10 protein-coding genes are annotated in these 12,273 nt (G+C 67.2%); 5 read left to right on the top strand and 5 right to left on the bottom strand.

All coding sequences use genetic code 11. The features are described from left to right. Positions 1-65: 65 nt before the first annotated feature. Together Q0Q36_RS09210 and Q0Q36_RS09205 are read left to right on the top strand one after the other, a co-directional pair. On the top strand, positions 66-794 hold the full coding sequence (locus tag Q0Q36_RS09210; RefSeq protein ID WP_293797553.1) for a GntR family transcriptional regulator: 729 nt from the start codon (positions 66-68) through the stop codon (positions 792-794). Beyond that, positions 791-1,111, top strand: coding sequence for an EthD family reductase (locus Q0Q36_RS09205; RefSeq protein WP_293797550.1), 321 nt, complete (start codon positions 791-793; stop codon positions 1,109-1,111). Before Q0Q36_RS09210 ends, Q0Q36_RS09205 begins: the two co-directional genes overlap by 4 nt. 119 nt (positions 1,112-1,230) lie before the next feature. Here Q0Q36_RS09205 and Q0Q36_RS09200 read toward each other — a convergent pair whose 3' ends face one another. The 4 genes from Q0Q36_RS09200 to Q0Q36_RS09185 are packed head-to-tail and all read right to left on the bottom strand — an operon-like array spanning position 1,231 to position 6,391. Next, positions 1,231-2,928, bottom strand: a complete 1,698-nt coding sequence (locus tag Q0Q36_RS09200; RefSeq protein ID WP_293797548.1) for an ABC transporter ATP-binding protein — start codon at positions 2,926-2,928, stop codon at positions 1,231-1,233. Next, positions 2,928-3,845: an ABC transporter permease gene (locus Q0Q36_RS09195; protein ID WP_293797547.1), complete on the bottom strand. Its 918-nt coding sequence runs from the start codon at positions 3,843-3,845 to the stop codon at positions 2,928-2,930. Before Q0Q36_RS09195 ends, Q0Q36_RS09200 begins: the two co-directional genes overlap by 1 nt. Beyond that, positions 3,842-4,813 (bottom strand): ABC transporter permease, encoded by a 972-nt coding sequence (locus Q0Q36_RS09190; protein WP_293797546.1) that lies wholly within the window; start codon positions 4,811-4,813, stop codon positions 3,842-3,844. Before Q0Q36_RS09190 ends, Q0Q36_RS09195 begins: the two co-directional genes overlap by 4 nt. Positions 4,814-4,825: 12 nt before the next feature. Continuing rightward, a complete protein-coding gene (locus tag Q0Q36_RS09185; RefSeq protein ID WP_293797544.1) occupies positions 4,826-6,391 on the bottom strand; it encodes an ABC transporter substrate-binding protein in 1,566 nt (521 codons plus the stop codon). Between the two features lie 233 nt (positions 6,392-6,624). Between Q0Q36_RS09185 and Q0Q36_RS09180 the strand changes: the two genes are divergently transcribed. Together Q0Q36_RS09180 and Q0Q36_RS09175 are read left to right on the top strand one after the other, a co-directional pair. After that, positions 6,625-8,037: an amidohydrolase family protein gene (locus Q0Q36_RS09180; protein ID WP_293797541.1), complete on the top strand. Its 1,413-nt coding sequence runs from the start codon at positions 6,625-6,627 to the stop codon at positions 8,035-8,037. Continuing rightward, entirely contained in the window at positions 8,034-9,227 is a 1,194-nt protein-coding gene (locus Q0Q36_RS09175) for an amidohydrolase family protein (RefSeq protein WP_293797538.1), read from the top strand. The genes Q0Q36_RS09180 and Q0Q36_RS09175 overlap by 4 nt, the downstream gene beginning before the upstream one ends. A gap of 57 nt (positions 9,228-9,284) precedes the next feature. Here Q0Q36_RS09175 and acnA read toward each other — a convergent pair whose 3' ends face one another. After that, positions 9,285-11,906, bottom strand: coding sequence for an aconitate hydratase AcnA (gene acnA, locus Q0Q36_RS09170; RefSeq protein WP_293797535.1), 2,622 nt, complete (start codon positions 11,904-11,906; stop codon positions 9,285-9,287). On the opposite strand from acnA, the gene Q0Q36_RS09165 reads away from it, so the two are divergent. Next, the gene (locus tag Q0Q36_RS09165; protein WP_293797532.1) at positions 11,893-12,234 is read left to right on the top strand and encodes a hypothetical protein; all 342 of its coding nucleotides are present in this window, start codon (positions 11,893-11,895) and stop codon (positions 12,232-12,234) included. The genes acnA and Q0Q36_RS09165 overlap by 14 nt on opposite strands. Positions 12,235-12,273 lie beyond the last annotated feature (39 nt).

Genomic DNA, 12,273 nt, shown 5'->3' with positions numbered 1-12,273 from the left:
GCCTTGCTATAAGGCAAGGGTGATTTTATAAAATCTATCTGTCAACATAAAATATGGACATCCAGATGAGAGCAGGTGCCGAGGCCGAGGTTCTCGCGGAAAGCCGGTCGCAGGCCGAGCGCGCCTATCAGCTGCTGCGCGGCGAGATCCTGCATGGCGACCTGATGCCGGGCGAGCGCTTAAGGGCGAACGATCTGCAGGACCGTTACAGCCTGGGCCTGACGCCGATCCGCGAAGCGCTGATGCGTCTGTCCTCGGAGGGCTTCGTCGCGGCCGAGACGCATCGCGGCTCGCGCGTCAGCGAGCTCTCGCCACATGAATTCGCCGACCTGATGGCGACGCGCCGGGAGATCGAACGCCTCTGCCTCGCCAAGGCGATCGCACGGGGGGATGCCGCATGGGAAGCCGAGATCGTCGCAGCGATGCATAGGCTGTCACGTGCGCCCCTGCCCGCCTCGCCAGAAGATCGCGAGGCGGCTGCCTTCTGGGAGGCGCAACACCGCCGCTTCCACCAGGCGCTGGTCAGCGCCTGCGGTTCGGACTGGCTGCTGCGCTTCTGGTCGGTGCTGGCCGACCATTCCGAGCGCTATCGAAAGCTGCGCCTGCTCCGCCGCCATGAGGCCGGCGCCGAGGTCCGCGACGTCAACAGCGAGCATGTCGCGATCATGGATGCGGTTCTCGCCCGCGATGCCGACAAGGCCTGCCGCCTCATGGACGCGCATCTGGCCGCGACAGAGACCAGCGTGCTCCGCCTGCTGCGCGCCGAAACCGAGAAAAAGGACAAACCGCGATGATCATCCGCACTGCCGTGCTCGAAGGCGAAGTTCCGGTCGCCGACAAGGCGCATTTCGACCGCGAAATGACCGAGACCGTGCTGCCGGCGATCCGCCGCTATCCCGGTATCCGCGACGTCAAGCTGCGCTGGCAGGCCGAGCAGGAGGCAGGCGCGCCGCCGGTCTACCTGACCTTCGACCTGTATTTCGACAGCCTGGAGGCGATGCATGCCGCCCTCGCCAGCAATATCCGGCAGGAGGTCCGCCGCGAACTCGGCACGATCATGCCGCTGTTCAAGGGCCGGGTTTATCACCTGATCCTGCGGCAGGACGACTGAGCGGGACACATCCGCGTCAGTCCGTGTCTCGTGGCCCGGCCAACGCCGAAAGCCTCCCGGTTCAACGGCTGATGGAGTTGCCCGCCGGCAGCGCCATCAGCCGTCGGAATATGCTGCCTTCAGACGGCGACCGGCTCCCGCGCGATCTTGTCGAGCGAGGGGACGAGCGAGAGCAGCTCCCGCGTATAGGGATGGCTCGGAGCGGCGAACAGCTCCTCGGTCGGCGCCTGCTCGACGATCTCGCCGCTCTTCATCACGGCGATGCGGTCGCACATCTGCCTGACCACGGCGAGGTCGTGGCTGATGAAGAGGATCGACAGGCCCGCGAGATCGCGCAAGTCCTTGAGCAGGTTGAGGATCTGTGCCTGCACGGAGACGTCGAGCGAGGAGGTCGGCTCGTCGCAGACGAGGAAGCGCGGCCGCGGCGCCAGAGCACGCGCAATGGCGATACGCTGGCGCTGGCCGCCCGAGAAGGCATGCGGGAAGCGTGCCCCGGCCTCGCGGTCCAGCCCGACCGATTCCAGCAGGAGCGCCGCATCCTCCACAGCTTCAGCCTTGGTGGCGGCGAGGTGATAGAAGGCGATCGGCTCGGCGATGGCGGTGGTCACACGCAGGCGCGGGTTGAGCGCCGAATACGGATCCTGGAACACCATCTGGAGGGCCTTGCGCGCCACGCCGCCGCGCTTGGCACCGATCGGCAAACCGCCGAGCGTGACCGAGCCGGAGGTCGGCTTGGCGAGACCGGCGATGGTGTTGGCGACGGTCGTCTTGCCGCAGCCGGATTCGCCGACGAGGCCGAAGATCTCGCCGGGCTCGACCGTGAAGGAGACACCCTTCACCGCGCGGAAGACGCGCGAGCCTCCGAAGAATCCGCCCCGCGCACCATATTCGACCACGAGATTGTCGACCGAAAGCACGCCTGCCTTGGCCTCCTCGCCGCCGCCCATGCGGGCGCGGACCTGCTCCCGCGCCGCGGCGGTGCCGGGGCTCTCCTGCGCCGGCACGGGCAGGCGCGGCAGCTTGACGTCTACGCGCGGGACGGCCCCGATCAGCGCCTTGGCGTAAGCGTGCTGCGGCGCGCCGAGCACCTCAGCCACCGGCCCGCTCTCGACCACCTGCCCCTTCAGCATGATGGTGACGCGGTCCGCGACCTCGGCGACGACGCCCATATTATGCGTAACCAGCAGGATGCCGACGCCGCGCTCGTCGGCGAGACCGCGGATCAGCTTGAGGATCTGCGCCTGCACGGAGACGTCGAGCGCGGTGGTCGGCTCGTCGGCGATGATCAGCTTGGGGCCGCAGCACAGGGCCGCGGCGATCACCACGCGCTGGCGCTGCCCGCCCGAGAGCTGGTGCGGGTAGGATTTCAGCCGCCGCTCGGGCTCGGGGATGCCGACGGCACGCAGCAATTCCAGCGAACGCCGGCGCGCCTCGGCGCGGCTCAGGCCGAGATGGTGCCGCATCGTCTCGCCGAGCTGGCTCTCCACCGTGAAGAGCGGGTTTAGCGAGGTCATCGGATCCTGGAAGATCGCCCCGACATCCTTGCCCTGCACGATGCCGTCGGTTCGGCCCGTGCGGATGTCGACCGGCTTGCCACCGATCTCGATTCGGCCCTTGGCGACGCGGCCGGGCGCCTGGAGCAGGCCCATCAGCGCATTGCCGATCGTGGTCTTGCCGGCGCCGGATTCGCCGACCAGCGCATGGATCTCGCCGGGCGCGACCGTGAGGTTCACGCCGCTGACGGCGGTGACGACCGAGCCGTCCGCGAGCGGATAATCGACGGTGAGGTCGGTGATGGAGAGGGCGGCGGGTTTCATCAGCGCCCCTTCAGCTTCGGGTTGAAGCGGTCGCGCAGCCAGTCGCCGACCACGTTGACCGCCAGCACCAGGATGACCAGCGTGACGGCCGGGAAGACCGCGATCCACCAGATGCCCGAGAAGACGAATTCGTTGCCGATGCGGATCAGCGTGCCCAGCGAGGGATAGGTCGGCGGCATGCCGACGCCGAGGAAGGACAGGGTCGCCTCGGTCAAAACGGCGGCGGCGAGGTTGATCGTCGCGATCACCATCACCGGGCTCATCACGTTCGGCAGGATGTGGCGAACCATGATGTGCAGCGACGGCAGGCCGATGACGCGCGCGGCGCGGACATAGTCCTTCGAGGCCTCGACCATGGTCGCTGCGCGCACGGTGCGGGCATATTGCACCCATTCATGGATGGCGATGGCGCCGATCAGGATCACCGGCGCCCATTGCGCCGTTCCCGCCTCCGGGAAGATCGCGCGGGCAATGCCGCTGACGAGCAGCGCCAGCAGGATGGTGGGCAGGCTGAGGATGACGTCGCCGACGCGCATGATGACGATGTCGACCCAGCCGCCGAAATAGCCGGCGAGCAGGCCGAGCACGACGCCGATGCTCGCGGCGACCAGCACCGCGCCGCCGCCGATCGCGATCGAGACACGCATGCCGTAGAGGATCGCCGAGAACAGGTCGCGGCCCTGGTTGTCGGTGCCGAGCCAGTGCGCGGGATCGCCATCGGGCATGAAGGCCGGCGGCAGCTCCGCGCTCATCAGGTCGAAGCTCGCGACATTGGTCGGGTCGGTCGGTGCGATCCAGGGCGCGAGCAGCGCGATGGCGAGCATCAGCACGACCACGGCGAGCCCGATCATCACCGAGACCGGCATCTGCAGGCGGCGCCGGCGCTTGGCCGGCCGGTTGGGGGCGGCGAGGCTCATGCGCGGCGCGTCCTCAGGCGCGGATCGATCAGGGTGTAGGTGAGGTCGACGATCATGTTGATGACGACGAAGAGAAAGCCGACGAAGAGCAGATAGGCGGCCATCACCGGCACGTCGGCGAAGCTGACGGCCTGGATGAAGAGCAGGCCCATGCCGGGCCACTGGAACACCGTCTCGGTCACGATGGCGAAAGCGATCAGCGAACCGATCTGCAGGCCCGTCACGGTCACCACCGGCATCAGCGCATTGCGCAGGGCCAGGCGGAAATTGATGTAGCGCGACGGCAGGCCCCGCGCCTTGGCGAAGCGGATATAGTCGGAGGAGAGCACGTCGATCATCTCGGCGCGGACCAGCCGCATGATCAGCGTGAGCTGGTAAAGCGCCAGCGTGATCGAGGGCAGGATGAGCGAGGCCCAGCCCGAGCGGGTCAGGAAGCCGGTCGACCAACCGCCGATCTGCACGACGTCGCCGCGCCCGAAGGACGGCAGCCAGCGTAATGTCACTGCGAAGATCAGGATCAGCCCGATGCCGGTGACGAAGGTCGGCATCGAGATGCCGACCAGCGAAATCGTCTGGATGGCGCGCGTCAGCGCCCCGTCCGGTTTGAGCGCACAATAGACCCCGATGGGGATTCCGACCGAAAGCGACAGCAGCGTCGCCACGATCACCAGCTCCAGCGTCGCCGGCAGGCGCTCGGCGAGCAGATCGACCACCGGGCGCTGGTTGCGGAAGGAGATGCCGAGATCGCCCTTGAGCGTGCGGCCGAGGAAGTCGCCGTACTGGACGATCGCAGGCCGGTCGAGCCCGAGCGAGGCGCGCAACTCCGCCTTCTCGGCGGGGCTTGCATCCTCGCGCGACATCATCGCGACGGGATCGCCGACATAGCGGAACATCACGAAGGCGATGGCCGTCACGGCGAGCATGACGAGGACGGCCTGTCCGAGGCGAGAACCGATGGAGGCGATCACGGCGCGACCTCCTCAGTTCACTTTGGCGAACCAGGGACGAACATATTCGTCCGGGAACTGCGGCATATCCACATTGCTCCGCATCGCCCAGGCCAGCGGCTGCTGGTGCAGCGGGATGAAGAGGGCCTGGTCCTTGGCGATCCTGAAGGCCTCGCCCATCAGGGCGCGGCGCTTGCCCTCGTCGAGCTCGACCGCGGTCTTGCGGGCGAGATCGTCGAGCGCGGGGATGACCATCCCGCCGGCATTGGAGCCGCCATAACCGTCCTTGCGCGAGGCGAAGATGCCCGAGAGTACGCTGAAGCCGTCCATCTGCGGCAGCGTCGCCCAGCCCAGCATCCAGACATCGAGCTCGCCACGGTCCTGGCGCGGGAAATAGGTTGCCTTGCTCTCGGTCTTCACGTCGACCTGGATGCCGGCCTTGGTCCACATGCCGGCGATGGCGAGGCAGAGCTGCTCGTCGGCGATGTAGCGGTCATTGGTGCAGGTCAGGCCGGTCTTGAAGCCGTTCGGATAGCCGGCCTCGGTCAGGAGCTTCTTCGACAGGGCCGGATCGTAGGCCAGCGGCTTGTCGATATCGGCGACATAGCCCGGCACCGGCGGCGCCACCATCGTGCCGGTATTGCGCGACTTGCCGCGCATGATGCGCTTCTGGATGGCGTCGAGATCGACGGCATGCCAGAGCGCCTGGCGCACCTTGACGTCGAGCAGCGGGTTCTTCTTGCCGGGATCGGCATAGAGCTCCGGCTTCCAGTTGAAGCCGAGGAAGATCAGGCGCAGCGACGGGTCCTCGACCACCTTGAAGCCCTGCGTGCCGGAAACGCGCGGCACGTCCTGCAGCGGCAGCGAGGAGATCATGTCGATCTCGCCGGACAGCAGCGCGGCGACACGGGTCGCGTCGGACTTGATCGGGCGGAACTCGAGGCGCTTGATATTGTGCTCCGGCTTGTCCCACCAGCCTTCGTTGGCCGTCATCACGGTCTTGGAATCCGGGGCGTAGCTCTCGAGCTTGAACGGGCCGGTGCCATTGGCATGGGTCGAGGCGAAGGTGGTGACGCCGGTCGAGGTGTTGCCCGGCTTCATGGCATTGTTCTTCTCGAGCCAGGACTTGCTCATCACGAAGATGCCGGTGAGGTCGTTGAGCAGCAGCGGATAGGGGCCGCTCAGCACGATGTCGACGGTCAGGTCGTCGACCTTCTCGGCCTTCACGACGGTGGCGAGATTGCCCTTGTTGCGGGAATCCGGATCGATCGTGCGCATCACCGTGGTGACGACGTCGTCGGCGGTGAAGGGCTCGCCGTCATGGAACTTGACGCCCGGGCGCAGCTTGAAGCGCCAGCGCGTCGGCTCGACGATCTGCCAGGAGGTCGCCAGCCCCGGCTCGATCTCGAGCTTGCGGTTGCGGCGCACCAGCGTGTCGTAGACCATGAGCTGGATATTCTGGGTGAAGCTGTCGAGCTGGGCGTTCGGGTCGAAGGAGACTGCGTCTCCCGGAGCCGACCAGCGCAGCGTCTGCGCACCGGCGGATTGCGTCATCAGGATCGCAAGGGCGCCAGCGAGCGCCATCAGACCGCGTTTCATTGTTGTCCCCTCACTTTGCGTGAACGCCGCATGCATACAGAAACGTAGCAATATTGTATACGATAAATTGCTGAACATGTCATCACCGCTGCCTGAATGATCGCCAGGCGGTTCGATCGGCGCGGGATAAGCAGAAACATCACGCGACACCTTGGCGGGAAGCCAGCGAGATCGCATACTACACGAGCAAATTTTTGTATGCGATTTTAACGCGAACAAAGAAGGCGAAGGCCATGCCCGGGTGGTTGACGATCGAGAATGGAACCGTGCTCCCGATGACGCAACGGGAGATCATCGCAAACGGCCATGTCCTGATTAAGGACGAGCGCATCGTCGCGGTCGGGCCCGGCCTTGCGCCGGAGCGGGATGGCCTCACCCGCCTGGATGCGCGCGGCGGCCTGATCCTGCCGGGGCTCGTCGACGCCCATGCCCATGCCGGCCATGGCCTGACCAAGGGGCTCGGCTCGGCATCGGGCGAGTGGATGGGCATCGCCGGGCGGATCTATGCACGAGCAACCGACGCAGCATTCTGGCATGCCGAGGCCCGGCTCTCGGCTCTGGAGCGGCTGATGTGCGGCACGACGACGGCCGCGCTGCTGATGGGCGGCGGCCCCGACATCATGCGCACGGAAACGCCGGAGGCAGCGGACGCCCATCTCGACGGCGTGCGCTCGGTCGGCGTTGCCGAGGTTCTGGCCGTCGGCCCGAACCGGCCCGATGGACCGGCGCAGTACCTCTCGTGGAACGGCGCCGAGAGTCGTGAGATTCCGGTCTTGCCGCGCGAGCAAATTGCTGTCGCCCGCAGGCTGATCCAGGCCCATAACGGGGATGCCGGCGCGACGCTGCGGATCGCCGTCTCCCTGCCGGTGTTTTCCGCCGTCGATCTCGCCATCGCGGGCGAGAACGCGCCGGCGGCACTCAGCCGCGCCGCGCTGCAGCTGGCTGAGGAGACGGGCGCCCTGCTGGTGCAGGACGGCCATCGCGACGGCAGCATGGCAGCCGCCGCCGCGACCGTGGGGCTCGGCCCCCGCCATTCGGTCTTCGCCCATTCGATCGACCTGACCGAGGCCGATCGCGCGGCGCTGCGCGCCTCAGGTGCGGCCATCGCCCATAATCCCAGCGCGCTCATGTCGGTGTTCGGCCGCTGCCCTGCGCCGGAGCTGGCAGCGGAGGGCGTCATCGTCGCGATCGGCTCGGATGCTCCGGCGCCGGACCGGCCCTTCGACCTGTTCCGGTGCATGTTCCACATGCACCGCTATCACGCGACGCATTTCCACGACGATTCGGTGCTGCCGCCCTGGCAGGTGCTGGAAATGGCGACGATCGAGGGCGCGAAGGCGCTGAATCTCGCCGACCAGATCGGCTCGCTCGAACCGGGCAAGCGCGCCGACGTCATCGTCGTGGACTGGGCGAAGCCGCATCTGTGGCCGCCCGTCGAGCCGGTCCAGCGATTGACGCGCTTCGCCAACGGCGCCGATGTCGCGAGCGTCGTCGTCGCCGGGCGGGTGCTGATGCAGGACCGCCGCGTCCTGAGCGTCGATCCCGCCGCCGTGCTGCGGGAAGCCGGCGACGCCTACACGACGATGATCGACCGCGCCGGCCTCGCCGACCACTTCCCCCTCCTCCGCGAAGGCCTGCCGCAATGAGCGCCCTGCTCCTGAAGAACGTCCGCCCGATGGGCGCCGCTGCCACCGACATCCTGATCCTGGATGGGCGCTTCGCCGATGCCCGCCAACCGATCCCGGCCGGCATCGAGACGTTCGATGGCGGTGGCCTGTTGGTGCTGTCCGGCCTGGTCGAAGCCCATACCCATCTCGACAAGAACCTGATCGGCATGCCGTGGTGGCGCAACCAGAACGGCCCGCGCCGCAGCGATCGCATCGAGACGGACCGCCGCGAGAAGAAGCGCCTCGGCATCGATCCCGCTCGCCAATCGGCACGCCAGGCCGTGCAGACGCTGGCGCTCGGCGTCACCGCGATCCGCAGCCATGTCGATGTCGATACCGAAATCGGCACGGCCAATATCGCCGGCGTCATGGCGACCCGCGAAGCCTATCGCGACCTTGTCGATATCCAGATCGTCGCCTTCCCGCAGAGCGGCATGCTGATCCGCGAGGGAACGGTCGCACTGATGGAGGAGGCGCTCCGGATGGGCGCCGACATCGTCGGCGGTCTCGATCCGGCCGAGATCGACCGCGATCCCGTGCGGCATCTCGATGTAATCTTCGGCATGGCCGACCGCTTCGGCAAGCCGATCGACATCCATCTGCATGAGCTCGGCGAGCTCGGCGCCTTCTCGATGGAGCTGATCATCGAGCGCACCCGCGCGCTCGGCCTGCAGGGGCGCGTGCTGATCAGCCATGCCTATTGCCTCGGCATGATCGAGCCGGCTCGGCAGGACGCGCTCGCCGCCGGTCTCGCCGAAGCCGGCATCGCCGTGATGACGGCGGGCCCCGCCGGTTTCCCCGCACCGCGGATCAAGCGGCTGCACGAGCTCGGCGTCCTCGTCTGCGGCGGCTGCGACGGGCCGCGCGGGACCTGGAGCCCCTATGGCCGGGGCGATATGCTGGAGCGCGCCGCGCTGATCGGACAGCGCAACGGCTTCTCACGCGACGAGGATCTGGAATTCGCGCTCGAAGCCTGCACCACGCTCGGCGCGAAGGCGCTCGGCCTTCCGGATTACGGCCTTGCCGCCGGCTGCAAGGCCGATCTCGTGCTGGTCGATGCCGAGACCGTTGCCGAGGCGGTCGCAGACCTGCCAACGCGGCATCTCGTGGTCAAAGGCGGCAGGATCGTCGCCCGCGATGGCGTCCCGGCCGGCGTCTCGGCGCCCTGAGCGCCACAGGTCGAGAAAGGCCACTCACCGGCGGGGTGTCATCGACCCGTTCGCCATCTACTCCCCGCCACCATCGCGGAGAAGGCCATCAAGGACATGCGGTATCAATCCGCCCGCCCTTAGCAAGGTGATCTCCAGAGATGTCTCGATCGCCGCGCGCAGCACCAGTCGAAGCGTTCTGCCGTGAGGTCGAAGAACCGCCAGAGGGACCTCGCATCGCGGCGCCAGACGTTCAGGATCGAGGTCGATCTCGAAGAGATCGCTCGAACGAATGTCCAACCTGTCCGGATGGGCTCCCGCCGGGAGCAGCAGCGGCAGGATGCCCATCCCGATCAGGTTCGTCCGATGGATGCGCTCGATGCTCGCCGCAATCACGGCGCGCACGCCGAGCAACGCAACGGTCTTGGCCGCCCAGTCGCGCGACGAGCCCATGCCGTAGCGCTCGCCGGCCACGAGCACCAGCGGCGTCTTTTCACTGGCATAGCGCGAGGCGGCTTCGGTCAGGGGCACGATATCGCCCGAAGGCTCGTGGCGCGTGAAGCCAGCCGGCGCCTTTGGCGCCAGCAGGCGGTTGACCGCCATCCGATTGGTGAAGGCGCCGCGGATCATCACCTCGAAGTTGCCGCGCCGCGAGGCGAAGACGTTGAGGTCGGCCGGATCGCCTCCCTCGGCGATGATATGCCGGCCGGCTGCGCTGTCGGGGCGGATCTGGTTCGCCGGTGAGATATGGTCGGTGGTGACGTCGTCGCCGAGCACCAGCAGCGACCGGGCATGCCCTTTCGCCGGAAGCAACCCTTGCGGGCGCACGAAAGGCGGCTTGCGCAGATAGGTCGAGGCCAGGTCCCAGGGAAAGCGCGGCCCGGCCGGTGCATCGAGATCGACCCAGAGCGGGCGGGTAGCAGCCTCCTGATAAGCGGCATCGAAATCGGCCACGTCCCAGCCGGCTGTCACCGCCTCTTCGATCTCGGCGCTTGTCGGCCAGATCTCGCTGAGCATGACGGGCTCGCCTGCTGCGTCGAAGCCGAGCGGTTCACGCGTGATATCGATATCGACGGTGCCCACCAGCGCGAAGGCGATGACCAGCGGTGGCGAGGCCAGGAACCCGTTTTCGAGATCGGGATGGACGCGGCCAGGGAAGTTGCGGTTGCCGGAGAGAACCGCCACGGGGCGAAAGCTCTCACGGCCGAGCTCGCTCCTGACGGCGTCGAGCAGAGCCCCGGAATTGCCGATGCAGGTCGTGCAGCCATAGCCCACGATGCCGAAGCCGAGCCCTTCCAGGTCATCGAGCAGACCGGCCCGGCGCAGGAAGCGTTCGGCGGTCGGCGATCCCGGCGCCAGTGAGGTCTTGACGTAGTCTGGCGGCTGCAAGCCACGGGCGCGGGCTTTGCGGGCGAGGATGCCGGCGGCGGCCAGCATGCTGGCATCAGAGGTGTTGGTGCAGCTCGTGATCGCCGCGATCACGACGGCACCGTCGGGGATGACGCCCCCGCCCTTCCCCCCAAGCGGCGGCGCGAAAGCCGAGCGGGTGCTGCCGGCGGCGAGCCGGTCCTGCGGGCGGCGCGGCCCCGCGACGCTGGCCTCGATCGCATCAAGATCGACCGAGATCGCGCGCGTGAAGCGCGGCTCGGCCTCAGGATCGAACCAGAGCCCGCTCGCCCGGGCATAAGTTTCGACCAGGGCACAATCCGCGGGCGGCCGGCCGATCCGCGCGAGATAGGCCAGCGCCTTGTCGTCGATCGGAAAATGCCCGGTCGACGCCCCGTATTCCGGTGCCATGTTGGCGATCGCGGCGCGCTCGCCGACCGAGAGCGTCGACACCCCGGGACCGAAGAATTCGACGAAATCGCCGGTGACGCCGATGGCGCGCAGCGCGCGGGTCACCTCCAGCGCGATATCGGTCGCGAGCACGCCGTCGCGCAACCGGCCTGTGAGCTTCACACCGATCACATCGGGAATGCGCAGCACGACGGGTACACCGAATAGCGCTCCCTCCGCCTCCAGACCGCCGACGCCCCAGCCGAGCACGCCGAGCCCGTTGACCATCGGCGTATGGCTATCGGTTCCCAGCAGCGCGTCCGGGAAGGCCCAGCGTTCGCCCTGATGCATCTCGCTGACGACGACGCGCGACAGCCGCTCAAGGTTGATCGTGTGCATGATGCCCGACCCCGGCGGATGCACCCGGATGCCCGGCATCGCCGCGGCCGCCCATTTCATCAGGCGGTAGCGCTCGGCATTGCGCGCGAATTCCTTCTCCAGATTGCGCTGGAAGGCGTCCGGCCGACCAAAGACATCGACGCCGGAGGAATGGTCCGTCGAGACGTCGACGGGAATGCGCGGCATCAGCAGGTCGGGGTCGCGGCCGTTCTCGGCCAGCACGTCGCGCATCGCGGCGATATCGACCAGCGCCGGGCCGCAGGTCGTATCATGCATCATGATCCGGTTCGGCAGGAACGGGATCTCGACAAGGCTGGAGCCCTCCTCAAGCCAGTCGCGAAACGCCTGCGGCAAATGCGCCGTCTCGTCCGCCGGCGCCGAGCGCATCGCGTTCTCGAGCAGGATCCGCAGCACATGCGGCAGACGCGTAAAATCGGCCCCGAGCAGCGACGCCACATCGAGGCGATGGAAGCGCTGGCCAGCCGCCTCAAAGGAGGTCCATTCGGCCTTCTTGTTCACCGTCACGATCTCAATCAAGCAGGCGCCGCAATTTCCGGACGGCGGCATCGGGCGAAGAGAGCACCGGCTGCATGATCAGTTCAGGGCAGGCCGTGCCCGCCCGCGAGGTCGGGAAATGCGCGAGAGGGACCCCATCGCGCTCGCCGAGCGCCTTGGTCGCATCGGGGGCAAGCCGGGAGGTCAATCGCGCTCCAGATTTCGCGTGCTCGCCAGAGCGTCGACGCTGGCGGCCGAAACCAGCATGAAATGCTGCCGCTCGATCATGTCACGTCTTCCTGCTGCTTATCGTCACGACAAGAAGCTAACAACATCAATTGGCTTTATCAATCTATAAAACCAATACTGACAGCATACAGATTTGGGCATCGCAGGA

The sequence above is a fragment of the uncultured Allobosea sp. genome, assembly GCF_945957345.1.
Taxonomy (GTDB): domain Bacteria; phylum Pseudomonadota; class Alphaproteobacteria; order Rhizobiales; family Beijerinckiaceae; genus Allobosea.
This window is presented reverse-complemented; position numbering and strand designations above follow the sequence as displayed.

Coding starts and splice junctions, on each gene's coding strand:
- Q0Q36_RS09210 (WP_293797553.1), top strand. CDS start 66: ATGAGAGCAGGTGCCGAGGCCGAGGTTCTCGCGGAAAGCCGGTCGCAG.
- Q0Q36_RS09205 (WP_293797550.1), top strand. CDS start 791: ATGATCATCCGCACTGCCGTGCTCGAAGGCGAAGTTCCGGTCGCCGAC.
- Q0Q36_RS09200 (WP_293797548.1), bottom strand. CDS start 2,928: ATGAAACCCGCCGCCCTCTCCATCACCGACCTCACCGTCGATTATCCG.
- Q0Q36_RS09195 (WP_293797547.1), bottom strand. CDS start 3,845: ATGAGCCTCGCCGCCCCCAACCGGCCGGCCAAGCGCCGGCGCCGCCTG.
- Q0Q36_RS09185 (WP_293797544.1), bottom strand. CDS start 6,391: ATGAAACGCGGTCTGATGGCGCTCGCTGGCGCCCTTGCGATCCTGATG.
- Q0Q36_RS09180 (WP_293797541.1), top strand. CDS start 6,625: ATGCCCGGGTGGTTGACGATCGAGAATGGAACCGTGCTCCCGATGACG.
- Q0Q36_RS09175 (WP_293797538.1), top strand. CDS start 8,034: ATGAGCGCCCTGCTCCTGAAGAACGTCCGCCCGATGGGCGCCGCTGCC.